The sequence below is a fragment of the Achromobacter colocynthidis genome, from assembly GCF_057334535.1.
In genome coordinates this window covers 142,648-168,355 of record NZ_JBHFIZ010000023.1, presented here as the reverse complement: position 1 = coordinate 168,355, position 25,708 = coordinate 142,648, and the positions used below count along the sequence as shown (strand labels likewise).

Here is a 25,708-nt window from a genome sequence, read left to right as displayed (position 1 = left end):
CACGACTCCGACCGCCCTGCCGTCAATGCTGATCAGGCTGAACTCGACAAGTTCAGTGCCTTGGCCAGCCGTTGGTGGGATCCCGAAAGCGAGTTCAAGCCGCTGCACGCCATCAATCCGCTGCGGTTGGAATGGATTCAGGAATGCGCGGGCAGCCTTGCCGGCAAAAAGGTGCTGGATGTCGGCTGCGGCGGCGGCATCCTGTCTGAGGCGATGGCGCGCGGCGGCGCGGACGTAACCGGTATCGACCTGGCGGACAAATCTCTCAAGGTGGCTCGCCTGCATGGCCTGGAGTCGGGCGTGAAAGTGGAATACCGCAAAGTGCCCGTGGAAGAACTGGCTACCGAACAGCCCGGCCAGTACGACGTGGTCACTTGCATGGAAATGCTGGAACACGTGCCCGATCCGGCGTCCATCGTGCGTGCCTGCTCCACCCTGGTGAAACCGGGGGGCTGGGTGTTCTTTTCCACCCTGAACCGCAACGCCAAGGCATTCCTGTTTGCCATCATTGGCGCGGAATACGTCCTGCGGCTGCTGCCCCGCGGCACCCACAGCTATGACCAGTTCATCAAGCCCAGCGAACTGTCCGCCGCGGCGCGGGCCGCCAGCCTGGAACCCGTGAGCATGCGCGGCATGGAATACAACCCGATTACGCAGATTTACTCGCTGTCGTCCGACACTTCGGTCAACTACCTGATGGCTACCCGCAAATGAGCGCCCTGATTCTGTTCGATTTCGACGGCACCCTGGCCGACACCGCCCCCGATCTGGCCGCCGCCGCCAATCAGCAGCGTACCCGCCGTGGTCTGGAACCCATGCCTTTCGAAGCCCTGCGCCCTGTCGCGTCGCAAGGCGCGCGCGGCCTGCTTCGCGTGGCCCTGGACCTGGCGCCGGGCGATCCGGACTATGAGCCGACGCGCTTGCAGTTCCTGGAAGACTACGCAGCCAACTCCACCGTGCACAGCAAGCTGTTCCCCGGCATTGAGGAATTGCTGGCGGATATCCGCCGGCGGGGCATGTCGTGGGGCATCGTCACCAATAAAGTCACTTACCTGACGCTGCCCATCGTCGAATTCCTGGACCTGACCCGCGACAGCGCCGTGCTTGTCTGCGGCGACACCACGGCCCATGCCAAGCCGCATCCGCTGCCGTTGCAGCATGCCGCGCGCGAAGCCGGTTTTTCCACCGATCGTTGCGTTTACGTGGGCGACGACCTGCGCGACATTCAGGCTGCACATGCCGCCGGCATGCCCGCCGTCGCGGCGGCCTACGGCTACGTGGGCGAAGACGACAACATCATCAGCTGGGAAGCGGAAACCTGCGCCAATACGCCTGAGGAACTTTGGTCGGCCATTCAGCCGTTGCTGCCCATCGACCTGCGCTAAAGGCGCCAGGCTTGGCGGGCCGCCACGGTCCGCCGGCCGGCTTGCAATGCATCACGCCGATTCGTCATACCGAGTCGTCGTATCTAGTCGTCGTATCAACGGGTCGCGCGAAGCGGCGGCGCCTAGGCGTTGCGCCTATTAGTTGTACCCGGCGAACAATATTTCCGGAATTGCACGCTTTATCCGGATTTCCAAGTCACTTAAAGTGTGACCCATGCAAGGCGGTCGGGCGCTTCCCGATTGCCGGTCCGGCAGACGCCGGTATTGCGGAGCCTGCCTCCGCAACCACTCCTCTCCACGCCGACGGTTAACCCCCCTCGTGCACCGTGCGCGGCCAATGCTTGCGCGCACAGACGACCTTTTCGCTGACAACGCCTTACCCCGCGCGACGCCATTCGGTATCGCGCCAATGGAATGCCTATGCTTTTGCCCATCCTGCTACTTTCTGCCGCCGGTTTTACGATTCTGACCACCGAATTCCTTATCGTCGGATTGTTGCCCGCCTTGGCCCGCGACTTGCAGGTCACCGTGTCCCAAGCCGGCCTGCTCGTTTCGCTGTTCGCCTTCACTGTTGCGGCAACCGGCCCCTTGCTGACCGCCTTGATGGCCAACATCGAACGCAAGCGCCTGTTCATCGGCGTGCTGGTGCTGTTCGGCGTTTCAAACGCGGTTGCCGCCATGGCGCCAAACATCTGGGTCATGGCCGTGGCACGCTTTGTGCCCGCGTTGGCCTTGCCCGTGTTCTGGTCACTGGCCAGCGCTACCGCCGTCGAGCTGGTTGGACCGGCGCGCGCCGGCCGGGCGATTTCAATGGTCGCTTTCGGCATTGTGGCCGCCACCGTGTTTGGCATCCCGATCGGGGTGCTGATCTCGGACGCATTCGGCTGGCGAGCGGCGTTCTGGGTGCTGTCGGCCGTGGCGTTCGCGAAGGCGCTGTTGTTGTTCCTGGCGTTTCCCAGCACCCGAATTCGCGCTGACAGCGTCAAATTGGTCACGCAACTGCGCATCCTGCGCAATCCGATCGTACTGGGCCACGTGGTGGTGTCCCTGCTGGTGTTTACCGGCATGTTCACGGCCTACACCTATCTGGCGGACATGCTTGAGCGGCTGGCGGGCTTCGACGGGCAGATCGTTGGCTGGACGATGATGGCGTTCGGGGCGGTGGGCTTGATCGGCAACACGCTGGGCGGCCGCATGGTGGACCGTAGCCCCCTGGGCGCCACCGCGCTGTTTTCGTCATTGATGGCGGCCGGGCTGGTGTTTGTGGCGCCGGTGATGCAATCGCATGGCCTGTTGGCCGTGGCGCTGGGCCTGTGGGGCATCGCGCAGGCGGCGCTATTCATTGTTTGCCACGTGCGCTTGATGAAGGCCGCCCCCGAGGCGCCCGCCTTCGCGGCATCGCTGAACATATCAGGCGCCAACATCGGGATTGGCCTGGGCGCCGTGGTGGGCGGACACGTCATTGACCAGTACGGGCTGGCCTCGCTGGGTTGGGCCGCTGCCCTGATCGTGGCGATTTCCGTCGCCCTGGCGCTGGCGCTGATGGTCGCGTCGCGCACGCAGCCGTCGCCCAAGACCGCTTGCGCGAATGCCGCCTGAACCCTGCTTGTGTCCGCCGCGCCACGCCTGGGCGACGGCCGGTGGACAGTACAGCAGGCTATGACATTTACCAGTACAATAGAAAGTTCTTGGGGCCGATCCGGATTCGACGTGGGTCGCGAAACAACTCAGGGCATGCCGAGCACCAGTTCGCTCGTTAAACCACTGGAAACACTACAAACGCCAACGACGAGCGTTTCGCTCTCGCCGCTTAAGCGGTGAGCCGCTGCACTGATCTGTCCTTGGGTCAGGCGGAGGAAGGCAACTTCCTAGGGGGGTAACCCTCGAACCGCAGCAGCGACATTCACAAGGAATCGGTCTGCGCTGGGGTCACACGGCTCAGATTTAAATTACGTGAATCGCTTTGGTCCGGCCTGTCGGTTGGCTAAGTCCAAAGTTAAAACTAAATAAATCGACTACGCATGTAGAACTGATTGCAGAGGGCTTGCGGACGGGGGTTCAATTCCCCCCGGCTCCACCAAATTCCGCTTTATTGCACAGTGCTTAGCAAATGGCCAACTCTTCGGGGTTGGCCATTTTTTTGCCTGTTCGCAACACATGCCGGCTACCGGAAGTAACAAATGGGGGTATATCCCCAAGGTTCACCGGGACCGAAATAATCCGTCACATATTACGAAAAATATCAAGACATAATCAACGCAAGAAAATGCCACCACGTTTGTGAGGTCATTCTTGTGATGAAAGTCCTATCCATCTTTGGGACCCGTCCCGAAGCGATCAAGATGGCGCCGCTTGTCACCGCCCTTTCCCAAGAGCCGGCGATTCAAAGCGTGGTGTGCGTCACCGGCCAACATCGCGAGATGCTGGATCAGGTGCTGGCGCTGTTTGGGCTGCGCGCCCAGCATGATCTGGACATCATGGTGCCGAACCAGACCTTGAATGGCCTGTACTCACGGCTCATTGCCCGCGTGGATCAGATTCTGGAAGCCGAACAGCCCGACTGCGTGCTGGTGCATGGCGATACCAGCACCGCGTCGGCCTGCGCATTGGCGTCGTTTCACCGGCGCGTGCGGATCGGGCACGTCGAGGCCGGCTTGCGTACCGGCAACCTGGCAATGCCCTTCCCCGAAGAAATGAACCGGCGTGTGGTCGACGCGATCGGTGACTGGTTGTTCGCGCCCACCGCGCAATCGCGCGGCAATCTGTCGCGCGAGAATTTGGCGGGGCGGATCACCGTCACCGGCAATACCGTGATCGACGCCCTGGCGATGACGTGCGCCAAGCTGGATCCCTCGGGGCCGCTTGCACAGCAGTTGGAGGCCCGTTACGGCTGGCTGGATCCGACGCGGCGGCTGTTGTTGGTGACCGGCCATCGGCGCGAGAGCTTTGGCGGCGGGTTCAAGAACATCTGCGCCGCGCTGGCGGAACTGGCGCGCCGCGAAGATTTGCAGATCGTCTACCCGGTGCATTTGAATCCGCAGGTGCGCAATGTCGTGATGACGGACCTGGCCGGACTGTCGCATGTGCACCTGATTGATCCCCTGGATTACCTGGATTTCGTCTGGTTCATGCAACGCGCGCACCTCATCCTTACTGATTCGGGCGGCGTGCAGGAAGAGGCGCCTTACCTGGGCAAGCCGGTTCTGGTCATGCGCGACGTGACCGAGCGCCCCGAGGCGGTTGAAGCCGGCACCGTGGCGCTGGTCGGCACGGATGCCCGGCGCATTGTGACCGAAGTGAATCGCCTGCTGGACGACCCCGACCTGCATGCGTCGTTTTCAAGACGCATCAACCCCTACGGCGACGGCCGCGCCAGCCAACGCATCGTGGATGCGCTATGCGGCCGCGCCGTCTCTGAATTTGATCCCCACGGGACCACCATCACCCCATCCGCCTGATGCATCCCCCCGCGACGCATTCCTGCCCCGGAGTCCGCATGCACCACCCCGCACCGAACTTACCTGTTGCCCGAACCCTACGCCGCGCACTGATGGCGGCGGGACTACTGCTTCCCTTGGCTACGCTGGCCAGCCCGGCCGGCGACGCGCTGCGGCGTTTGCAAAACGACGACTGGGTAACGCGCAACATCACGCTGCAAGACCTGGGCATTACCGAGCCGGTTGTCCTGACCAACAGCGATGCGCACCACGAGTTTTTTTTGCCCGTGCCGCGCGGCGTGCCGATCCTGGACGCCACCCTGGGTTTCGACGCCAAATACACCAAAGGCGAATCGGGCCGGACCAACATGGTGCTGTGGCTGGACGGCATCCCGCAAACCGCTCAACGCATCGCCGATGGCGACGGGACGGTGGCGCGCAATCTGACGGTCGAGCAGCGCAACCGCCAGACCGGCTTCCTGCGGCTGGGAGTGGACTGGCAGTCGGAGATCGCGCTGCGCCACTGCGAAAGCAACCGCGCCACCGCCAACGCGCTGACCATTTCGCCGCAGACCCGGTTGAGCTACCGCTACGACGCTTCGGCCCTCAAGAACCTGGATGACGCCTGGGGCACCCTGCCCGGCAAGCCCGTGTTGATGGTGGCAAGCCCTAAGCTTGACCAGCAGGCTTTCGATAGTGCCTGGCGCCTTGGCGTGGCGCTGGAGCGCACGGGCAAGCGGGTCTCGGTCCGGGCGTTTCCGTCGGTGGGCGACGAAATCGACACGCGCGGGCTGCAAGTACCGGCGGGTCTGGAACGGGTCGCCGCCTTTGCCGCCATCGCAGGCAAGGAAAATCACAAGCTGGCCAGCCCGGCGGAACTGGGCGCCTTGCTGGTGCTGGGCGCCCCCGCCGTCAGCGCGGACGTCGCCATTGTCGATGCCGCACTTCGCACCCGCTACAACGAAGCGCTGGATGCGCTGCAAGCGCAACTGGCCTCGGACAGCGACGCGGCCGACGCCTTCAAGACGTGGCGCCAGGCGCGCATGCCGCTGGCCGGCGCCGACCTGCCCGCCAAGGACATCCGGCTGCTGCCGCTGGGCCGACAAGCCGTGATCGCGGTGGCCGCCGACGCGGGCGCGCAAGCCGCCGGCGCTTTCGACAGCGCATGGCGGCGCATCTTGGTGACCCGCCAGGTCAACGTCAAGGCCGCGACGCCGCCGCTAAGCGCGGATGGGGCATTGCGCCTGACGTCGTTGGGCGGCTCCGCCGACAGCTTCGATGTTGCGTCGCGTGGCGACTGGACCACCACGTTCCCGCTGTCGGCAGTGTCCTCGGGCGGCCTCATGCCCGACGAATTGGTGATGGACCTGGCCGCCGCGCCCGGCGCCTCATCCACGCGACCGGTGGCCTCTGTCTTCTGGAACGGCATCCTGCTGACGGCCAAGCAGATGGACGCGGATGGCAAGCCCGAACGCCTCAGGGCGCGCGTTCCGGGCTATGCCCTGGGCGTCAACAATGCCGTGCGCGTCACGTTCCAGCGGCAGCCGGTCTCGGTGGATTGCAATGAGATCCCGCAGGGCTACCCCGTCAACGTCCTGCCGACCAGCTATGTGAAGCCGGGTAAGGCGCAGCCGGACGGCAGCTTTGTCGGGCTGCTGCCCTTGATGGCGGGCAACCCGCAACTGATCATTCCCGACAGCTATCTGGCCGACGCGCCCGACAACATCAAGCGCGTGATTGGCATTGCCTCGGCAAGCGGCGTATCGCCGACGCGCGCGGAATTGTCGGTGGCGCCGGCAGGCCAGGCGGTCAAGCCCGGCCGCCCGTTCCTGGCGATGGAAGTGGCGGTGGATGGCGCCGAACCCATCGTCAAGGTCACGGACCGCAAGCAGTTGACGGTAGCGGGCAAGACCGCGACGTGGCTCGACATCTCCGGGCTGGAAAACCTGAGCACGGCGGAAGTCGTGCGCGGCAATGGCCAGGATGGGCTGCTGTGGCACACGCTGGGCCAACACCCGGGCAAGTTGGACGCGCCTTTCGTGCTGAACCGGGGCAATGTCGCCGTCATCGGCGCCACGGGGCCGATTGCCTGGATAGACAGCGCCAACCCCGACGCCAGCCACCCACCGGGCGCGGGCGAAAGCGCCTTCTTCGAGTGGCGCCGCTACGTCTCCTGGAGCGTCCCGGCCATCAGCGTCGCGTTACTGGTCCTGATCCTGGTCCTGATCCTTGCCCGGCGGGTGAATCGCAGGAAGACCAGGGACACCAAGTAAGCCGGCCAGGTCTGCCCCCATGTCTTCCCTTTACTGGCCCTACTTCCTCGCGGACTATTACCGCGGGCTGGAAGTGGTGACCGCCATCGTCGGCGTCATCATCCTGCTCTCCAGCCTGGACGATCTGTTCATCGACGCCTGGTACTGGTTGCGCGAGCTGCGGCGTTCGCTGACGGTCAAGCGCCGCTATACGGCCTTGTCCGCCGAAGAACTGCGCGCCAAACCGGAACAACCGCTGGCGATCATGGTGCCCGCCTGGCTTGAGTACGACGTGATCTCGTCGATGCTTGAGACCATGGTGTCGACGCTGGAATACAAGAACTACATGATCTTCGCCGGCACCTACCAGAACGATCAGCGCACGATCGACGAAGTAGAAAGGATGCGACGCCGATACCGCAAGTTGATCCGTGTGGAAGTGCCGCATGACGGGCCGACCTGCAAGGCAGACTGTCTGAACTGGATTGTGCAGGCCATCTTTGCGCAGAACGCGAAGCAGCCCGAGCCCTTTGCGGGCGTCATCCTGCACGACAGTGAAGACGTGCTGCACCCGCTGGAACTGAAGTACTACAACTATCTGTTGCCGCGCATCGACTTCATCCAACTGCCCGTCACGTCGCTGGAACGCCATTGGCATGAGCTGGTCGCCGGCACCTACATGGACGAGTTCGCCGAATGGCACACCAAAGATCTGGTGGTGCGCGAAAGCTTGTCGAAGATGGTGCCGTCGGCGGGCGTGGGCACCTGCTTTTCGCGCCGTGCGCTGGAAGAACTGGCGGCGGAAACCAACAACCAGCCTTTCAACACCGACACACTGACCGAGGACTACGACATCGGCGCGCGGCTGGCGCAACGCGGCATGAAGCAGATTTTCGGAAAGTTCCAGGTGGAGTACGTAACGCGCCGGCGCGCCTGGTTCGGTCTGGGACGCGAAAAGGTGTCCAGCATTCGCATGCCGCTGGGTGTGCGCGAATACTTTCCCAACACCTTCCGTACCGCGTACCGACAGAAGGCGCGTTGGACGCTGGGCATCGGCCTGCAAGGCTGGCAGCAAGTGGGCTGGACGGGATCACTGGCCAACCGGTATCTGCTGTTCCGCGACCGCAAGGGCCTGATCACGTCGTTCATCGCGATTCTTGCCTACGTGCTGCTGGCCAACTTTTTCCTGTTTTTCCTGGCGGATAAATTCGGCTGGTGGACGGTGTACTACCCGTCGTACTTCCGGCCCGGCGGCTGGTTGGTGACGCTGATGTGGCTCAATGCCGTCGCCCTGCTGCTGCGCGTGGTGCAGCGGGCGTACTTCGTGGGCCATATGTATGGCTGGGAACACGCGGTGCTGTCGATACCCCGCATGATCGTGGGCAACTTCATCAACGCCATGGCGGCGGGGCGCGCCTGGCGCCTGTTCATCGTGCATCTGATCACCGGCAAGCGCCTGGCTTGGGACAAGACCATGCACGACTTCCCCAGCACGGACCAGTTGTCGCAGCAACGCAAGCGGCTGGGCGAACTGCTGCTGTCGTGGCAGGCCATCGACCAGGACACGCTGGCGCGCGCGCTTGAGATCCAGGCGCGCGACAAGAAACCCTTGGGCCAGATTCTGACCGAACAAGGCTGGCTGGACGAGGGCACGCTGAACGAAGCCATCGACTTCCAACAATCAGGCCAGGTGGCGCCGCCACCCCACGCCGACGACAAACCCGCGACGACATGATCCCGCTGACCCGCTCGCTCATTCTGTCCGCCGCGCTGGCATGCGTATGGACCGCCTCCCCCGCCACGGCGCAGACGGCAGCGAAGACGGAAGCCCCGCTGGAAGGCGCGGCGTACCGCTTCGCCGAAGAGGCCTACAAGAATTTTGACGCGGGCAAGTACGAACTGGCCGCGCAGCAGGCGGAGTCGGCCATCGTGTTGCGGCCCGACGTAGAACGGCTGCACCTGCTGCTGATCTACGCGCTGCAAAAGCAGGGAAAGTTGAAAGAGGCGGAACAGGCCGCCGCCAACGCCGTCAAGGAAGGGGTGGATACCCCCGCGTTGCGGCAGGCCCGCGCCAACCTGCGCCCCGCCCCTGGCCCGGCCGTTACGCCGGCGATGCCCACGGCCACAGCCACCCGACCCGCCGCCACAGCCGCCACCACATCCACCGCAACGCCGTCCCCACCTGCTCCTCGACCCGCCTCTGCCTACAGCCGCGCTTACCCCATCGCCACCCGCGCCTACGCCGACTACAAACGCGGCGACTATGCCGCTGCCGCGCGCGGCGCGGAGCAGGCCTTTCGCATGGATCCCAAGCAAGGCGCCTGGGCCATGCTGTGGCTGGACGCGCTGGAAGCCCAGAATCAGTACGCACAGGCCGAAGCCGCCGCCGACAAGGCGATTGCGCTAGGCGCCCCCAACAAGAAAGACCTGGCCGCCCGCCGCCAGACGATGAATGCGCGCATGGCCGCCAAGCAGGCCGAAGCGGCCTACCAGGCGCTAAGCGCCAACCGCCCGGACGACGCCGTGCCGCTGGCGCGCCAAGCGGTGTCGCTGGCGCCCGACTCCGCCAGCCACCGCTTGCTGTTGATCAACGCCCTGATGCTGGACGACCAATTGGCCGCCGCCGAAGCGCCCGCCACCGATGCCATCACGCAAAATAACGGCAACACCACGGCGCTTGTCATGCGCGGCTATCTGCGCCAACGCCAAGGCAAAACCGACCTGGCGAATGCGGACTTTGACGCCGCGCTCAAGCAAGACCCGCAAGACGATGCCCAACGCCGCAACGTCCGCCTGCTTGCCGCCGATGCGGCGTTGGCGGCCGGCGAAAATGCGCGCGCGTTGGCCTTGCTGGAACCCTTGGGCCAACAGGACGACGCGGCCAATGCACGGATAAAACGCGCGCGCTCCCGCCCCGCCGTGCCCGCCACATTGACGCTAGGCAATTACCCCGCGCCTGTGCAGGACTGCCGCGACACGCCTGCCGGCACTGTTTGCCAACTGCTGCCGTCCGACACCGCCGGCAATGGCGGCCCTGCCGCGCTGGCCTATGCCGCCTACGCGCGGGAAGATTACGCCGAAGCCATCGCCCAGGCCCGCAAGGCAGTGGCACAAGACCCCAACAACCAGGACTACCAGCGCCTGTTGACAACCACGCTGGCGGCGGGCAAGGGCGCCGAACTGGTCGAGGCGGAGCAACGCATGAGCAAGGCGCTGGCGGCCCAGCCGGGCGACCCCACGCTGCTGATGCAGCGGGGCTATCTGTATCAACGCATGAGGCAACCCGCGCTTGCGCTGCGGGATTTCGAGGCCGCGCGCGCCACCGGCAAAGCGCCGCCCACCGTGATACTGGACGAAGGCTACGCGCGGGCCGGCGCGGGCGACAAACGCGGTGCGGTCGACAACCTGAAGCAGGCCATCGACGAGGCCGATGCGGGCAAGCTGGCCTTGACGCCGCAACAGCGCTTTGACACCCGCAGCGGCATCGGTGAACTATCGCGTGAATGGGGCGGCTACGTTTCCGCCGGCTATCGTGGCGCGCGGCCGGCATCGTCGGGCTTGGGTGGCGCGGCCATTACCGTGCCGGGCGACGCCATCTTCAGCACGGCCGAGATCTTCTGGCGTCCAGCGGATTTCATGAACTCCGCCACGCAAACCTTCGAACTGTATGGGCGCGTTTCCAACACGCTTTATGACAAGGGCGGCACAACGCCGGAACAGACCGTCGCCAACCCCTGCAAGGAAGGCGCAGCTTTTGATGTTGCCGAAAGCCAAAACCAAGGTGTCGCCGGCTTCCCTACAACAATCGGATCGCTGGGCATGCGCTTCACGCCATCCACGGAGGTAGGACTCACGTTCGGCATCGAACGCCAGTTCAACCTGGGCAGCGCCACCCGACGCGGCTCCTTCAGTCCGGCCTCTTCCGATCTTCGCTGTCATCTCAACGATGACCAAAAATCGCCGCACTACGAAACCACCGCCGACAACGGCGCCTGGCTGGCCTACGTCACCTACGGCCTGTACGAAGGCACGACGCTGCGCATCGACCGGCCCGATTGGTTCACGATGGAAGGCTATCTGCAGGCCGGTTATTCCTGGCAGGACATGCCGGCGAAATTCTGGTTGCGCGACAACGTTACGGGCGAAGACGGCGACAAGATCTCGGGCCGCATGAAGCGCGACCAGGCGTTCGGCGCCGGCGAAGTGCGCGTGGGCCGTAGCTATCGCCTGGACGCCATCAGCGACCGGCTGGTGCTCTTTCCCTATGCGGTGGTGGGCGCGGACTGGCTGTGGAACAAGAACCGCGCATCTTTCTCCTCCCAGGGCGAGTCGTTTAGCGTAGATCAGCTAGGCAATGGCTCGTCGTGGTCGCTGGGCGCCGGGCCCGGCGTCAACGTACGTTACTGGTTCCGCGAAGACCACTACAACGCGCCACGGTCTTATCTGGACCTGACCACGCAGTACCGCTTCAACATCGGCGGCGGCTCGGCCGACCGGGCGCGCGGCCTGTTCATCAACCTGACCCTGTCGTACTGAAGGCTTTACTGAACGCTGTACTGACGGCGCATGGGCGCTGCCGCCCTACGCCCAGGCATCAGACGCGCGCCGCTAACCAAGCCTGCATCAGTGCCCGCGCCTCGGGCGTGTTGTCGATCACCCAAGGGTCTATCGCAAACGCCACCACCCGCTTGGCGCCGTAGCCGCGCGCCACTTCCCATTGCTGTTTGACGCGATCGAAATCCGCCGAGCGCGCCTTGAAGGTGGACCCGTCCGTACTGCCCGAAGGCAGCTCCTCGAACAGTTCCAGGATCAAGTCGAACGAGGCGCGCCGTGCGAGCAGCATGTCGTGCAAGGGGGCAAGCGACTGGTAGTTGGCCAAGCCGGCCACGCCCACGCCGTCCTGGATCATGGGGTGGATACGTACCCGGTCCAGAATGTTGCTCCACAGCTTCGTCAACGAGCCTTCGCCGGGCAAGCGGGAATAGTAGGTGGATATGCAGGGCACGCCCGGGCTGGTGGCCTGCGCCGTGCGAGAGAAGGCATCCAGCCAGGGCAGCAACAGCGCCTGCCGTTCGGCGGACGCCCAGTTGTATTGCTCAAGCTCGTAAGGCACATACCAACCGCGAAAAGCTCTGCGCTTGGGCCAGGGCGCGGCCTGCATATAGGCCACGCCGCGTGCCCGCGTCTGTTCCAGATAGGCAGTCAGCGCCGCTTGATCCGGCTTGGCCAGCACGTCCCACCAGCGCTGGTCGTAGGGCAGGCCCACATGCACGCCCAGGCCCTGATGCTCGGCCTCGTCAAAGATCATGCGCAGGACGGCGTCGGACGCCATCCAATCGTCTGGCCGGCCACCTTCCAGGCCCACCCATTGCAGGAAGATCTCGCGGCATCCCAAGCGGCGATAGGCCGACAAGCGCACACGCCAGTCGTCGGGGCTCAGGTCCAGGTGGCTGCGCCACAATTGCAGAAAGGTGGCGTTCAAGGACAAGGGCGGCGCGCAGGCGACCAAGGGAGCCAACGCGCCAAGCGCCAGCGCCTGAAGCAGGCGCCGACGCGAGGGGGATGAAAGCAGACGGTACGTCAGGGGAAAGCCCCGTGCCGCCCTTAGCCGCGACTGCCGAACATGCCGGACAGCGACGCCAGCAGGTCGGTTGGGTTGAACTGCTGGCCGGGCTGCACCTCGCCTTCCGGCGTGGCCTTGTCCACCAATTGCGGCAGCAGCGAAGACAGCGAAGACAGCACAGAATCGGTGTCCTGCCCCGTCTTGGCGGACAGCTCGTTGACAACACCGGGGTCCAACACGGAACCCAACTGGTCGGCGCTGACGGGCAAGTTCTGGCCCGGGCCTACCCACGACGCCACCACTTCGCTCAAGCCGCCTTTCTGGAAGCTGGCGATCAGGCCGCTGAGGCCGCCCGGGTATTTATTCAATTGCTCGATCAGCGCCGGCAGCAACGTCGCCGAGCCTCCTTGCTGACCGCCGCCGGCCATCGAGGCCAAGGTATCCAACAGGCTCATCGCAGTGCTCCTGAAAATTGGGAAAACCAGTATAGGGCCCCGGCTGGCGGCGCGCATGTCAGGGTGGTTACCTGGCGCGGGATCTTTGCAAAACTTGTAAATCTGGCGGGTCTGGACCGGTCAGCGCGGCGTGGCCGAAGCGGGGGCCGAAGCGCGGGCCGAAGCCGAGGCCCGCAGCGCCTGTAGCGCCTTCTGCCCGACCCTTCCGTCCGCGGGCAAGCCCAGCTCGCGCTGCGCGGCCTGCAAGGCCTGGCGCGTGCGGGCGCCGACCATGCCATCGGGTTCACCCAGCTCATAGCCTTTGGCGATCAAGAGGCGTTGCAATTCGCGCCGTTCCGCTCGTGACAGGCCCGGGTCGTCCGTCGGCCAAGGCTGGACCAACGGCCCACCGCCGCGCAGCCGGTCAGACAGATGGGCGATGGCCAGTGCGTAGCTTTCGGCGGCGTTGTAGGAATACAGCGCGTCGAAATTGCGCGTGACCAAAAACGCCGGGCCTTTCCTGCCCGCCGGCAGCAACAGGCCGGCCGGCGTCTCGCCCCCGGGCAAGGCCTGTCCGTCCACGCGCGTCACGCCCTGCTTGGCCCACGCCGACATCGGACGTTTGTTCTTGCGCCCCGCGCCCGCCGTATCCAGCCCGGAAGGAAGGCGCACCTCATAACCCCAGGCCAGTTGCGGATTCCAGCCCGCGCGCTTCAGGAAGTTGGCGGTGGACGCCAGCGCATCGGGCACGCTATCGACCAGGTCGCGGCGGCCATCGCCATCGAAATCAACCGCCAGCCGCAGATAGGTGGACGGCATGAACTGCGTTTGGCCGAAGGCGCCCGCCCAGGACCCCACCAGCCGTTCCGGTGCGATGTGCTCGTCCTGGATGATCTTCAAAGTGGCGAAGAATTCGCCCCGGAAATACGCTTGGCGACGGCCAAAGCACGACAGCGTGGACAAGGACGTCAACAAGGGCCGGCCACCGAGTGTGCGGCCGAAATTGCTTTCCACGCCCCACACTGCCGCAATGGTGGCCGGGTCGACGTTGTAGCGCGATGCAGCGCGCGCCAGCTCCGCTTGCCAACGTGCCATGCCCGCCTGGCCGTCCGCCACCCGCTCGTCGTCCACCAAACCTGCCATGTAGTCCCAGATGGGCGTCTTGAACTCGGGCTGCGCATCCAGCAGATCAATGACGGCCATATCGGGCGACAGCCCGGCCGTGTGCGTATCGAAGGTGGATGTGGACACGCCCGCTTTCTGCGCCTGGCCGCGCAATTGCGACAGGCAGGCGGCGTAAGCATCGGCAGCCTGTGCCGCCGCCACTGGCAACGCCAGCGCGGCGCTGCAAAGCGCCAGGGCCAGGAACTGCTTTCCAGGGTGATAGGGTTGCTTCATGCCTGGCTGCTTCATGCGGAGATGCTTCATGTCTAGCGTTCCTTGGGTGCTGAAAGCGTGGCGTCGCCTTCCAGTCGTCGAGTCCAATCTTCCACCTGCCCCGCCTGCGCGCGCTTTTCGAATAGCGCGCGCCAGTTCGGCGACAGCTCGGGCATCGTCGCCAGCGCGTGCAACACGTCCCTATCCAGCACGCGCCGGTTCAGGATGTCTTGCACGCGGGACAAGGGCCATTGCGGTTGAGGCCGTTCACGAAGGGCCAGCGTATCGCCCGCACACAGCCATCCTTCTTGCAGCACCCGGTAGTACCAGCCGGTCATGCCGCTTGCTTGCACGCGCGCCGCCATGCCACGCTGGCCGAATCGGTGGTCCAGCTTCCAGCACGGTTGGCGTGCCTGCGACACCTGGATCAACGCCGTGCCGACGCCATAGACGTCGCCCACGCAGACATCCGCTTCGGTCAGCCCGGTGGTTGAAATGTTCTCGCCGAACGCGCCCGGGGCATCCAGCACGACACGTGCACCCAGCTCGGCGCGCCAGGTCGAATAGTGGTCGCGGGCGTAATGGTGCAGCGCTTTTTCCGGGCCGCCATGAAAGCGGCGGTCGGCTTGTTCGTCGCCGCGCAGGCCTTCGGCGCCTAGCCACAGGCGCTCGGCCACGGGGCGCTTGTCGATACCGCTATCGCGGCCGGAATCACCCAGCGGGCGCACCGTGCCCGTCAGCAGCGCATCAATGGTGATGGGTGTCATCGGGTATTCAGTTCCGGTTGATCCGCCTGCAACGCGGCGAGTTCGGCGTCGTCGAACCCGGCGGCGCGGCGCGCTTCCAGGTTGAATGGGCCGCGCAGCCGGGGCGCGCCATAGCGTTGCGCCAGTTCGGCGTAACAGGCCACGGGCTCCTTGCCCGCTTGCGCGCACAGCAGCTTGAACCAATGGTTGCCGATGGCGACATGACCGATTTCGTCGCGCAGGATGATGTCGACGATGGCCGCGCTTTCCGCGTCGCCCGCCCCCGCTAATTTATTGCGGATCATGGGCGAGGCATCCAGCCCGCGCGCCTCCAGCGTGCGCGGCACCAGCGCCAGGCGCGCCAGCAGGTCGCCGCTGGTGCGCTCGGCCATGTCCCACAAACCGTTGTGCGCCGGGAAGTCGCCATAGGCATGGCCCAGCGTCGCCAGCCGCTGGCGCAGCAGGTCGAAGTGGTAGGCCTCTTCGCGCGCAACACGCAGCCAGTCGCGATAGAAGGCGTCTGGCATGCCGGCAAACCGCCACAGAATGTCCAGCGCCAGATTGACCGCGTTGAACTCAATGTGGGCCAGCGCGTGCAGCAGTGCCGCGCGGCCCTCGACCGTGGCCATGGAACGATGCTTGACCTGGGCGGGCGCCACCAGTTCCGGGCGTTGCGGCCGGCCGGGCAAGCCGGTGGGCGCCACGAACTCCCGCTGGCAGTCCAGCACGGCGGTATCCGAGATACCGCGCACGGCCGCCATTTTCTCTGGCCATTCGCGCGCGGCCAGCGCCGCCAGCGCCTGCCCGCGCAAGCAGTCGTCGACGTGCCCGCGCGGCGCGGCGGGCATTGTGTTGCTGTCCATGGTGTTTTCAATCCCAGGTGGCGCATGCCACCGCAAACCCTGAAAAAGCCCACGGTTTCAAACCCGTGCGCTGTCGATGACTTTATCATTCACGGATGGATTCCCTGCGCCTGACCATTGAAACCGACTTGTCCCGCATCGACGCCCACGCCTGGGACGCCTTGGCCGGTGATCAACCCTTTTTGCGGCATGCATTCCTGTGCGCGCTGCACGAAACGGAATGCGCCGCACCGGCATCGGGATGGACGCCGCATTATCTTGCCCTGTGGCGAGATGATGCGCTGGCGGCGGCCGTGCCGCTTTACCTGAAGTCCCATTCGCGCGGCGAGTACGTGTTCGACTACGCCTGGGCCGACGCCTTCCAGCGCCACGGCATGCGCTACTACCCCAAGCTGCTGTCGGCCATTCCGTTTACGCCGGTCACGGGGCCGCGCCTGCTGGCGTCCAACGACGAAGACCGCGCCACGCTCGTGCGCGGCCTGGTTGCCTTCGCCGAGGAAATCAAGGTGTCGTCGCTGCACGTGCTGTTTCCGTCGGACGCCGATATGCGCGTGTTGCGCGAGGCGGGGTTCATGGTGCGCGAGAGCGTGCAGTTTCATTGGACCAACCCCGGCTACGCGGATTTCGACGCTTTCCTGGCGATGATGAGCCACGACAAGCGCAAGAAGATCCGGCAAGACCGCAAGAAGGTCGCCGCCGCCGGCGTATCTTTCCGCTGGCTACGCGGCGCCGAGATCGGCCCCGCTGAACTCGGTTTCTTTTACGACTGCTATTGCCGCACGTACTTCCAACATGGCAACCCGCCGTATCTGAACCGCAACTTCTTCGAACGCGCGCATCGCGAACAGCCGGACGCCTTTGTGCTGGTGCTGGCCGAACGTGACGGCGAACCCGTGGCGGTGGCCTTGAACCTGGCGGGCGGCGACGCGCTGTACGGTCGCTACTGGGGCGCGACGGAATACGTGCCGGGGCTGCATTTCGAGACCTGCTACATGCAGTCCATCGCGTACTGCATCGCGCATGGCATCAAGCGCTTTGAAGGCGGCGCGCAAGGCGAACACAAGATGGCGCGCGGCTTGCTGCCCACGCCGACGTGGTCGGCGCATTGGGTGGCGCATCCAGGCTTTGCCGACGCCATCCAGAACTTCCTGGATGAAGAGACGTCGGCGGTCACGGACTACCTGGGCGAACTGGAATCCCATACGCCGTTCAAAGGCAGCGCTTAGCGCGCTTGGGTAGCGCTTGGGCAGCGCGTAACGCGCGTACCCCTGCCCGCGCGAGCCACTTACAGGAAGCGATCCAGCAGCTTGCGGCTGTGCTTGTCCAGGGCCAGGATGTCGCGCACCAGATAGAAGATGCCGTGACTGTCGGCAATCAACAGCGTCTGCGGGCTCAGGCGGCGGATGTCTTCTTCGCCGCGCAGCGTGAACGATGTGGGGCCGCGATCCGTCTCGACCTTCCAGGTGCTGGGCGTGGCGTAGGTGGACACACTGCTCAGCTTTTGGATTTCGGGCATGAATTCGCGCCCGGCCAGTTCTTCCTCGATCAAGGCGCGCTGCGGCGCCGGGACGTCGGACAGCTGTTCGATCCACAGCAGTTCATGGCCGTCGCTGGTCACCAGCGACAGGCCTCGGCCCGCTTCACTGATCGGGAAAGCGCGCACGGGGATGACCCCTTCGTGCGTCTCGCCGTCGGCGGAGATGAATTCCAGACGCCCGAAGGCATTGCGGCGCAGATCAAAAAGAGGCAACGAGGAAGGCAAGGTCATGAAGAGAATCCCGATTCCGCGTCAGGCCACGGCGGCCATGTCTTCGCTGCCCGACGCCTGCGCGTCGGCTTCCGCCTGGCGCGCCTGCGCCTGGTAGAGACGATAGTAAGCGCCCTCGTGGGCCATCAACTCTTCGTGCGGCCCCTGCTCCACGATCTGGCCCCGGTCCAGCACAACCAGCCGGTCGGCCTTGCGCAGCGTGCTCAAGCGGTGCGCGATGGCGATGGTGGTGCGGCCCCGTACCAGGTTGTCGAGCGCCTTCTGGATTTCTTTTTCGGTAGTGGTGTCCACCGACGACGTGGCTTCGTCCAGGATCAGGATGCGCGGGTCGATCAGCAGCGCGCGCGCAATCGAGATGCGCTGGCGTTCCCCGCCCGACAAGGCCTGGCCGCGCTCGCCCACCAGCGAGTCGTAGCCATGCGGCAGGCGCAGGATGAATTCATGCGCGTGGGCCGCGCGCGCCGCCGCCACGATTTCGTCGCGGGTGGCGTCGGGCTTGCCGTAAGCGATGTTCTCGGCAATGGTGCCGAAGAACAGGAAAGGCTCTTGCAGCACCAGCCCGATGTTGCGTCGATAGTCGGACACGCGCACCGAACGGATGTCGATGCCGTCCACCAGCACCGCGCCTTCAGACACATCGTAGAAGCGGCAGATCAGGTTGATCAGCGTGCTCTTGCCCGAACCACTGTGCCCCACCAGGCCGATCATTTCGCCCGGCGCGATGGTCAGGTCCAGCCCCCGGATCACCTGGCGGTTGCCATAGCGAAAGCCCACGTCGCGCAGTTCAATGCGGCCATTGATCTGCGGCAGCGTGGCGGGCTTTTGCGGCTCGGGCACGCTGGACACATGGTCCAGCACATCGAAGATGCGCTTGGCGCCGGCGGCCGCTTTCTGCGTGACCGAGACGATGCGGCTCATCGAATCCAGGCGCATGTAAAAGCGCCCGATATACGCCAGGAACGCCGCCAGCACCCCCACCGTGATCTGGTTTTGCGACACCTGCCAGATACCGAATATCCACACCACCAGCAGACCCACTTCGGTCAGCAGCGTCACCGTGGGTGAGAACAGCGACCACGTTGTGTTCACGCGGTCGTTGACTTCCAGGTTGCGGTTATTGGCTTCGCGAAACCGCGCAACCTCGCGCTTTTCCTGCGCAAACGCCTTGACCACGCGAATGCCGGGAATCGTGTCGGCCAGCACGTTGGTGATCTCGGACCAGATGCGGTCGACCTTTTCAAAGCCATGGCGCAAACGGTCGCGCACCGCGTGGATCATCCAGATGATGAACGGCAGCGGCACCAGCGTGACCAGCGCCAGCCAGGGGTTGATCGTCACCAGGATCACCGCCGTCATGACAATCATCAGGATGTCGGTGGCGAAGTCCAGCAGATGCAGCGACAGGAACACGCAAATGCGATCGGTCTCGCTGCCGATGCGGGAGATCAGGTCGCCCGTGCGCTTGCCGCCGAAATATTCCAGCGACAACTGCTGCAAATGCTCATAGGTGGTGGTGCGCAGGTCTGCGCCGATGCGTTCGCTGACCCAGGCCAGGATGTAGGTCCGGGCCCAGCCCACCCCCCATGCCAGCAAGGCGGACGCCAGCAAACCGCTTAAATACAAGCGGACCTTGTCGTAGTCGATCGGCGCGCCGTTCTGGAACGGAATCAGCACCTCGTCCATCAACGGCATGGTCAGGTACGGCGGCACCAGGGTGGCGGCCGTGCCCAGCAAGGTCAGCAAAACCCCCGCCAGCAAGGGCCCGCGATACGGCCGGGCGAATCGCCACAGGCGCAACAGCGCCCAGGTGGACGACGGCGCGGCCAGTTCCTGGTTGCAGGTGGGGCATTCCTCTTCGCCTGCGGGAATGACGTTATTGCAGACGGTGCAGTTGCGCTCTTGCGGCGCTTCTTCGGCTTGGCCGGACAGCCGGATCGCCTGTTGCGATTCGAACTGGGCCAACAGGCGCAGCGCGGCCGGATTGCGGGCCAGGGTGAAGCGCCAGACCGCCAGGCGGGCGGCATCGTCGTGCAATTCCAGCACGGCGGCGCCCGCATGATCGGTGAGACTTAGCGAAAGTTGCGGCCCATAGACCCAGGATTCCCAGCCGTTATCGGCGGAATTGCGGGCCAGCAGGCGGCGATCGGTGGCTGCGACCAGCCCCGGATGGAACTTCAGCCGCTGGTCCAGGTCAATTTCAACCCAGGCCAATAAGGTTTCGTCATCCGCGAGTTCAGCGCGGATTTCGTCCCGCCAGCGGGCAGGAAATGCATCGGCAAGGCCGGAAAGCAGGTGTGGTTTTTTCATTGGAACGCATACCGGGCCAGGACTCTGCCCTACTAGGCGGCAACCGGTTTACCACCCACGGCGGCAAACGTGTCCCTTCCTTACAACACAACGAATCGACGCCTTGAAGGCGTCGTATAGTAGCAGCCGATTTTTCTAATTAGGAATATCTGGGATCCCCCACTCGTTGGCATTATTCTTGAAGCGCAACCCCGAAAATTCTTAATAGATTCGCGGTCTTACCTAGGGGCGTCCGCGCGTGCCAACCTGCTTCTCACGTAAATTAAAACATGAAAAAGAAAGACATTGAATTTCTCGATGTCGTGGCTTTGCGCGGCCCGAACATTTGGACCTATCGCCCGGTCCTGGAAGCATGGGTGGATATTGGTGAACTGGAAGACTACCCGTCCAACACCATTCCCGGGTTTTACGAGCGCCTGTCCGAATGGCTGCCGACGCTGATCGAACACCGATGCAGCCCCGGCGTGCGCGGCGGATTCCTGGCCCGCCTGAAAGAAGGCACCTGGCCCGGTCACATCCTTGAGCATGTCACCCTGGAATTGCAGAACCTGGCCGGCTTGCGCGGCGGCTTCGGCAAGGCGCGGGAAACGTCGACTCGCGGCGTCTACAAGGTTGTGGTGCGCGCCTGGCAGGAACAGGTCACGCGCACCGCCTTGAACGAAGCCCGCGACCTGGTCATGGCGGCCATTGAAGACCGCCCGTTCGACGTGCCCGCCACCGTTGCCAAACTGCGCAGCCTGGTGGACAAGCACTGCCTGGGGCCCAGCACCGCCTGCATCGTGGATGCCGCCGATGACCGAGATATTCCGTATATCCGCCTGTTTGAAGGCAACCTGGTGCAGTTTGGCTACGGCTCGGCCCAGCGCCGCATCTGGACGGCCGAGACCGACCGCACCAGCGCCATCGCCGAAGGCATTTCGCGCGACAAGGACCTGACCAAGGAACTGTTGTCGACCTGCGGCGTGCCGGTGCCGGAAGGCCGTCTGGTCGACAGCGAAGACGACGCCTGGGACGCCGCCGAAGACATCGGCCTGCCGGTGGTGGTCAAGCCCTACGACGGCAATCATGGCCGGGGCGTGTTCACCAACCTGACGACCCGCGAAGACGTGGTGGCCGCCTACCGAGTGGCGGTGGACGAAGGCAGCGGCGTCATCGTCGAACGCTTCGTGCTGGGCAACGAGCACCGCCTGCTGGTGGTGGGCAACCGCATGGTGGCCGCCGCCGCCGGCGAACCGGCCTGGGTGACGGGCGACGGCACGTCCACCATCACTGAACTGATCGACAGCCAGATCAATATCGACCCACGCCGTGGCCGCACCGAAAACCATCCGCTGAATTTCGTGCGCCTGGATTCCGCCGCCCGGCTGGAAATCGCGCGCCAGGGCATGTCGGAAGACAGCGTGCCGGCTGAAGGGCAGCGTGTGCTGGTGCAGCGCAGCGGCAACGTGGCCTTCGACGTGACCGACCGCGTGCATCCCAGCATTGCCGCCACCGTGGCCTTGGCCGCGCGCGTGGTGGGCCTGGACATCGCCGGCGTGGACCTGGTGGCCGAAGACATCACCCGGCCGCTGGCCGAGCAGCGTGGCGCCATCGTGGAAGTCAACGCCGGCCCCGGCTTGCTGATGCACTTGAAGCCGGCCGACGGCACGCCGCGCCCCGTGGGCCGCGCCATCGTCGACCACCTGTTCCCGGAAGGCGACGCGGGCCGCATTCCCATCGTGGGCGTGACGGGCACCAATGGCAAAACCGTCGTGGCGCGCCTGGTCGCGCGCTTGCTGCACCTGTCGGGCAAGCGCACCGGCCTGGCCTGCAGTGAAGGCCTCTACCTTGACCGCCGCCTGGCGCACAAGGGCGACCACGCCGACTTCGCCTCCGCCACCCGTTTGCTGATGAACCGCAACGTGGACGCGGCCGTCATCGAGAACGACAGCGGCGTCATCCTGGGCCAAGGCCTGGCCTATGACCGCTGCCAGGTGGGCGTGGTCACCAACATTGACGACGCCGATCATCTGGGCGACTTCGACATCAACGAAACGGAGCGCATGTTCAATGTGTTCCGCACGCAAGTCGATGTGGTGTTGCCGACCGGCGTGGCCGTGCTCAACGCACGCGACCCGCGCGTGGTCGAGATGGCCGAGCTGTGCGACGGTTCCGTGATCTTCTTTGGCATCGACCCCGCCCTGCCCGCCATTGCCGCCCACCTGCAACAGGACGGCCGCGCGGTGTTTGTGCGCGACGGCGCCATCGTCCTGGCGCAGGGCACCCGCGAAGAGCGCTTGGCGGATGTTGCCGCCATTCCGCTGACCCACGGCGGGCGCGTGGCCTTCCAGGTGGAAAACGTGCTGGCGGCGGTGGGCGCCGCCTGGGCCCTGGACATTCCCGTGGAGCTTATCCGCGCCGGCATCGAAACCTTTGACATCGACCAGGCCGACGCGCCCTGGCAGTTCACGCTGTTTGAACGCAACGGCGCCACGGTCGTGGTGGACGACGTACACAATGCGTCGGCCTTGCGCCCGCTGATCGCCGCCATTGATCAATTCCCGGCGTCGAGCCGCGCCGCCGTCTATTCCGCCGGCGCCGACCGCCGCGACGCAGACCTGATCGAACAGGGCCGCCTGCTGGGCGATGCCTTTGACCGCGTTGTGCTCTACGACGACAACACGGTGCAAAGCAAGCGTCCGACGGGGCAGGCGCGCGCGCTGCTGCGCCAGGGCTTGTCGCAAGGCACCCGCGTGAAAGACATCCAGGACGAGCCTGACCATGGCAAGGCCATCGAGAGCGTGCTGAACGGCATGGCGGCGGGCGACTTCGTCCTGCTGCAATCCGACGAAGCCTTCTCCGGCCCCACCATCGATCTGGTGCGCCGCTGGATTCAACAATACTGACAGGAACACCTGCCATGGAAGTTTCCCGTATCCGTGCCCTGCGCGGCCCCAATCTGTGGAGCAAGAACACGGCAATCGAGGCCATTGTTTCTTGTGCCGACGCCGAGTGCTCCATCGACAACCTGCCCGAGTTCGAAGCCCGCCTGCGCGCGCGGCTGCCGCAAATCGGGCTGATGCGCCCGGAAGGCCATCAGGGCGCCGTGTCCATTGCGCATGTCTTGCAGATTGCCGCGCTGACGATGCAGGCGTACGCCGGTTGCCCGGTCACCTTTGGCCGCACGTCGGCCACCATCGAACCCGGTGTGTTCCAGGTGGTGGTGGAATACAGCGAAGAAGCCGTCGGCCTGCTGGCAATGGAACTGGCTCAGCAACTCGTTCGCGCCGCGCTGGACGACACCCCGTTCGACCTGGCCGACGCGCTCAAGCGCTTGCGCGATCTGGATGAAGATGTGCGCCTGGGGCCCAGCACCGGGTCCATCGTGAACGCCGCCGTGGCGCGCAACATTCCCTATCGCCGGCTGACGCAAGGCAGCATGGTGCAGTTCGGCTGGGGCAGCAAGCAGCGCCGCATCCAGGCCGCTGAAACCGACCTGACCAGCGCCATCTCGGAGTCCATCGCGCAGGACAAGGACCTGACCAAGATGCTGCTGGACGCCGCCGGCGTGCCGGTGCCGATGGGCCGTTCCGTAACGTCGGCCGAAGAAGCCTGGGAAGCCGCGCAAGCGCTCGGCGGCCCGGTGGTGGTCAAGCCCCGCGACGGCAGCCAGGGCCGCGGCGTGGCCGTCAATATCGAAACGCGCGAACGGGTGATCCAGGCCTTCGAGGTCGCCGAGGAAATCAGTTCGGAAGTCATCGTCGAACGCTATATTCCCGGCCACGATTTCCGCCTGCTGGTGGTGGGCGGCAACATGGTGGCGGCATCGCGCCGCGACCCGCCCCAGGTCACGGGCGACGGGCAGCACACCATCCGCGAACTGGTCGATCAGGTCAACGCCGACCCCTTGCGCGGCGACGGGCACGCAACCTCGCTGACCAAGATCCGCTTTGACGACATCGCGCTGGCCACGTTGCAAAAACAGGGTTTCGACGCGGATTCCGTGCCCGCGCCCGGCACCCTGATCTTCCTGCGCAACAACGCCAACCTCAGCACCGGCGGGTCGGCCACCGACGTGACCGACGAAGTCCACCCCGAGATGGCGGCACGCGCCGTGTCCGCGGCCCGCATGATCGGCCTGGACATCTGCGGCGTGGACGTGGTGGCCGAAAGCGTGCTCTTCCCCCTGGAAGACCAGCATGGCGGCGTGGTGGAAGTGAACGCGGCGCCAGGGCTGCGCATGCACCTGAACCCCTCTTTCGGCAAGGGCCGCCCCGTGGGCGAAGCCATCATCGCCAACATGTACGCCGACGGCGACGACGGCCGCATTCCGGTCGTGGCCGTGGCCGGCACCAACGGCAAGACGACCACGGTGCGCCTGACCGCCCATCTGCTGGGCGCGGCCGGCAACCGCGTCGGCATGACCAATTCCGACGGCGTGTACGTCAACAACCTGCGCATCGACACCGGCGATTGCAGTGGCCCGCGCAGCGCGCGCAGCGTGCTCATGCACCCGGACGTGGACGCGGCCGTATTCGAAACGGCGCGTGGCGGCATCCTGCGCGAAGGCTTGGCGTTTGACCGCTGCAACGTCGCCATCGTCACCAACATCGGCATGGGCGACCACCTGGGCCTGGGCTACATCAGCACGGTGGAAGACCTGGCCGTGGTCAAGCGCGTCATCGTCCAGCACGTGCATCCGACGGGCACCGCGGTGCTGAACGCCGCCGACCCCATCGTGGCCGAGATGGCCGGCAGTTGCCCGGGGTCCATCACGTATTTTGCCGAGGACCGCAACCACCCGGTGCTGACCACGCACCGCGCGCAGGGCCTGCGTTCGGTGTACCGCGACGGCGACGCGATCGTGGCCGCGCAGGGCGCGCAAGAGATGCGCTTTGCGCTGGCCGACATCCCGCTGACGCGCAACGGCACGATCACCTTCCAGGTTGAAAACGCGATGGCGTCGATTGCAGCCGCATGGGCGCTTGGCCTGGACTGGGACGTCATCCGCCATGGCTTGGCCACCTTCGTCAATGATGCCCAGACCGCGCCCGGACGCTTCAATGTGTTCGACTACCGCGGCGCCACGGTCATTGCGGACTACGGCCACAACCCCGACGCGATCCTTGCCTTGGTGCGCGCGGTGGACGCCATGCCCGCCAAGCGCCGTTCAGTGGTCATCAGCGGGGCGGGCGACCGCCGCGACGAAGACATCCGCATGCAGACGGAAATTCTGGGCGCGGCGTTTGACGACGTGCTGCTGTACCAGGACCAATGCCAACGCGGACGCGCCGACGGCGAAGTGCTGGCGTTGCTGCAGGAGGGCCTGGTCGGCGCCCCGCGCGCGCGGCACATTGAAGAGATCCACGGCGAATTCCTGGCTATCGACACCGCGTTGGCGCGGCTGCAAGTCGGGGATTTGTGCCTGATCCTGGTGGATCAGGTGGAAGAAGCGCTGGACCACATCGCCAAGCGCATCGCGCAGCCGTAGCCCTGGGCCAGGGTGGATAGACCCGCGCGGCAACTCAACCGCCGCACACGCAAACGGGGCGCTCAGGCGCCCCGTTTGCATTGCCCGGCCAGGCAGCCATATGGCC

The 25,708-nt window shown here is 65.1% G+C and carries 17 protein-coding genes and 1 other RNA gene; 11 read left to right on the top strand and 7 right to left on the bottom strand.

All coding sequences use genetic code 11. The features are described from left to right. The 8 genes from ubiG to ACE04A_RS08615 form a co-directional block, all read left to right on the top strand. On the top strand, positions 1 to 714 hold a 714-nt coding region (ubiG, locus tag ACE04A_RS08650; RefSeq protein WP_485820043.1), incomplete at its 5' end, for a bifunctional 2-polyprenyl-6-hydroxyphenol methylase/3-demethylubiquinol 3-O-methyltransferase UbiG. Further along, positions 711 to 1,385, top strand: a complete 675-nt coding sequence (locus ACE04A_RS08645; RefSeq protein ID WP_259251771.1) for an HAD-IA family hydrolase — start codon at positions 711 to 713, stop codon at positions 1,383 to 1,385. The genes ubiG and ACE04A_RS08645, both read left to right, overlap by 4 nt. Before the next feature lie 420 nt (positions 1,386 to 1,805). After that, a complete protein-coding gene (locus ACE04A_RS08640; protein WP_485820042.1) occupies positions 1,806 to 2,984 on the top strand; it encodes an MFS transporter in 1,179 nt (392 codons plus the stop codon). A gap of 91 nt (positions 2,985 to 3,075) precedes the next feature. Beyond that, positions 3,076 to 3,465: a transfer-messenger RNA gene (ssrA, locus tag ACE04A_RS08635) on the top strand. 217 nt (positions 3,466 to 3,682) lie between these two features. Further along, on the top strand, positions 3,683 to 4,843 hold the full coding sequence (gene wecB / locus ACE04A_RS08630) for a non-hydrolyzing UDP-N-acetylglucosamine 2-epimerase (protein ID WP_447988189.1): 1,161 nt from the start codon (positions 3,683 to 3,685) through the stop codon (positions 4,841 to 4,843). A 38-nt stretch (positions 4,844 to 4,881) separates the two neighbouring features. Continuing rightward, a complete protein-coding gene (locus tag ACE04A_RS08625) occupies positions 4,882 to 7,095 on the top strand; it encodes a hypothetical protein (RefSeq protein ID WP_448718507.1) in 2,214 nt (737 codons plus the stop codon). A gap of 19 nt (positions 7,096 to 7,114) precedes the next feature. After that, positions 7,115 to 8,809: a glycosyl transferase family protein gene (locus ACE04A_RS08620; RefSeq protein ID WP_448718508.1), complete on the top strand. Its 1,695-nt coding sequence runs from the start codon at positions 7,115 to 7,117 to the stop codon at positions 8,807 to 8,809. After that, the gene (locus tag ACE04A_RS08615; RefSeq protein WP_448718509.1) at positions 8,806 to 11,610 is read left to right on the top strand and encodes an NfrA family protein; all 2,805 of its coding nucleotides are present in this window, start codon (positions 8,806 to 8,808) and stop codon (positions 11,608 to 11,610) included. Before ACE04A_RS08620 ends, ACE04A_RS08615 begins: the two co-directional genes overlap by 4 nt. A gap of 58 nt (positions 11,611 to 11,668) precedes the next feature. Here the strand turns inward: ACE04A_RS08615 and ACE04A_RS08610 are convergent, their stop codons facing one another. The 5 genes from ACE04A_RS08610 to ACE04A_RS08590 all read right to left on the bottom strand — a co-directional run bounded on the left by ACE04A_RS08610 (position 11,669) and on the right by ACE04A_RS08590 (position 16,057). Continuing rightward, on the bottom strand, positions 11,669 to 12,592 hold the full coding sequence (locus tag ACE04A_RS08610; protein WP_448718510.1) for a DUF4434 domain-containing protein: 924 nt from the start codon (positions 12,590 to 12,592) through the stop codon (positions 11,669 to 11,671). Between the two features lie 86 nt (positions 12,593 to 12,678). After that, positions 12,679 to 13,092, bottom strand: a complete 414-nt coding sequence (locus tag ACE04A_RS08605) for a YidB family protein (RefSeq protein WP_448718511.1) — start codon at positions 13,090 to 13,092, stop codon at positions 12,679 to 12,681. 120 nt (positions 13,093 to 13,212) lie between these two features. Continuing rightward, a complete protein-coding gene (locus tag ACE04A_RS08600) occupies positions 13,213 to 14,469 on the bottom strand; it encodes a lytic murein transglycosylase (RefSeq protein ID WP_448718688.1) in 1,257 nt (418 codons plus the stop codon). A gap of 32 nt (positions 14,470 to 14,501) precedes the next feature. Continuing rightward, complete coding sequence (locus ACE04A_RS08595) at positions 14,502 to 15,215, bottom strand: MOSC domain-containing protein (protein ID WP_448718512.1); 714 nt, start codon at positions 15,213 to 15,215, stop codon at positions 14,502 to 14,504. Next, positions 15,212 to 16,057 (bottom strand): ferritin-like domain-containing protein, encoded by an 846-nt coding sequence (locus ACE04A_RS08590; protein WP_447988182.1) that lies wholly within the window; start codon positions 16,055 to 16,057, stop codon positions 15,212 to 15,214. Before ACE04A_RS08590 ends, ACE04A_RS08595 begins: the two co-directional genes overlap by 4 nt. A 95-nt stretch (positions 16,058 to 16,152) precedes the next feature. Here ACE04A_RS08590 and ACE04A_RS08585 point away from each other — a divergent pair, with 95 nt between their 5' ends. Further along, positions 16,153 to 17,283 (top strand): GNAT family N-acetyltransferase, encoded by a 1,131-nt coding sequence (locus ACE04A_RS08585; protein ID WP_448718514.1) that lies wholly within the window; start codon positions 16,153 to 16,155, stop codon positions 17,281 to 17,283. Between the two features lie 59 nt (positions 17,284 to 17,342). Here ACE04A_RS08585 and ACE04A_RS08580 read toward each other — a convergent pair whose 3' ends face one another. Together ACE04A_RS08580 and ACE04A_RS08575 are read right to left on the bottom strand one after the other, a co-directional pair. Further along, positions 17,343 to 17,825 (bottom strand): cyanophycin metabolism-associated DUF1854 family protein, encoded by a 483-nt coding sequence (locus tag ACE04A_RS08580; protein ID WP_448718515.1) that lies wholly within the window; start codon positions 17,823 to 17,825, stop codon positions 17,343 to 17,345. 21 nt (positions 17,826 to 17,846) lie between these two features. Further along, on the bottom strand, positions 17,847 to 20,132 hold the full coding sequence (locus ACE04A_RS08575; RefSeq protein WP_485820041.1) for a cyanophycin metabolism-associated ABC transporter: 2,286 nt from the start codon (positions 20,130 to 20,132) through the stop codon (positions 17,847 to 17,849). Positions 20,133 to 20,401: 269 nt separating this feature from the next. Between ACE04A_RS08575 and cphA (ACE04A_RS08570) the strand changes: the two genes are divergently transcribed. Together cphA (ACE04A_RS08570) and cphA (ACE04A_RS08565) are read left to right on the top strand one after the other, a co-directional pair. Beyond that, positions 20,402 to 23,017: a cyanophycin synthetase gene (gene cphA / locus ACE04A_RS08570; RefSeq protein ID WP_448718517.1), complete on the top strand. Its 2,616-nt coding sequence runs from the start codon at positions 20,402 to 20,404 to the stop codon at positions 23,015 to 23,017. 14 nt (positions 23,018 to 23,031) lie between these two features. Then, complete coding sequence (gene cphA, locus ACE04A_RS08565; RefSeq protein WP_448718518.1) at positions 23,032 to 25,602, top strand: cyanophycin synthetase; 2,571 nt, start codon at positions 23,032 to 23,034, stop codon at positions 25,600 to 25,602. Positions 25,603 to 25,708: the final 106 nt, after the last annotated feature.

Excerpts from the sequence above, each read along its gene's own strand:
- ACE04A_RS08600 (WP_448718688.1), bottom strand. The coding sequence starts at position 14,469 with ATGAAGCAACCCTATCACCCTGGAAAGCAGTTCCTGGCCCTGGCGCTT.
- cphA (WP_448718517.1), top strand. The coding sequence starts at position 20,402 with ATGAAAAAGAAAGACATTGAATTTCTCGATGTCGTGGCTTTGCGCGGC.
- cphA (WP_448718518.1), top strand. The coding sequence starts at position 23,032 with ATGGAAGTTTCCCGTATCCGTGCCCTGCGCGGCCCCAATCTGTGGAGC.
- ACE04A_RS08615 (WP_448718509.1), top strand. The coding sequence starts at position 8,806 with ATGATCCCGCTGACCCGCTCGCTCATTCTGTCCGCCGCGCTGGCATGC.
- ACE04A_RS08645 (WP_259251771.1), top strand. The coding sequence starts at position 711 with ATGAGCGCCCTGATTCTGTTCGATTTCGACGGCACCCTGGCCGACACC.
- ACE04A_RS08585 (WP_448718514.1), top strand. The coding sequence starts at position 16,153 with ATGGATTCCCTGCGCCTGACCATTGAAACCGACTTGTCCCGCATCGAC.
- ACE04A_RS08625 (WP_448718507.1), top strand. The coding sequence starts at position 4,882 with ATGCACCACCCCGCACCGAACTTACCTGTTGCCCGAACCCTACGCCGC.
- ACE04A_RS08575 (WP_485820041.1), bottom strand. The coding sequence starts at position 20,132 with ATGAAAAAACCACACCTGCTTTCCGGCCTTGCCGATGCATTTCCTGCC.
- ACE04A_RS08580 (WP_448718515.1), bottom strand. The coding sequence starts at position 17,825 with ATGACCTTGCCTTCCTCGTTGCCTCTTTTTGATCTGCGCCGCAATGCC.
- wecB (WP_447988189.1), top strand. The coding sequence starts at position 3,683 with ATGAAAGTCCTATCCATCTTTGGGACCCGTCCCGAAGCGATCAAGATG.
- ACE04A_RS08595 (WP_448718512.1), bottom strand. The coding sequence starts at position 15,215 with ATGACACCCATCACCATTGATGCGCTGCTGACGGGCACGGTGCGCCCG.
- ACE04A_RS08605 (WP_448718511.1), bottom strand. The coding sequence starts at position 13,092 with ATGAGCCTGTTGGATACCTTGGCCTCGATGGCCGGCGGCGGTCAGCAA.
- ACE04A_RS08640 (WP_485820042.1), top strand. The coding sequence starts at position 1,806 with ATGCTTTTGCCCATCCTGCTACTTTCTGCCGCCGGTTTTACGATTCTG.
- ACE04A_RS08590 (WP_447988182.1), bottom strand. The coding sequence starts at position 16,057 with ATGGACAGCAACACAATGCCCGCCGCGCCGCGCGGGCACGTCGACGAC.
- ACE04A_RS08620 (WP_448718508.1), top strand. The coding sequence starts at position 7,115 with ATGTCTTCCCTTTACTGGCCCTACTTCCTCGCGGACTATTACCGCGGG.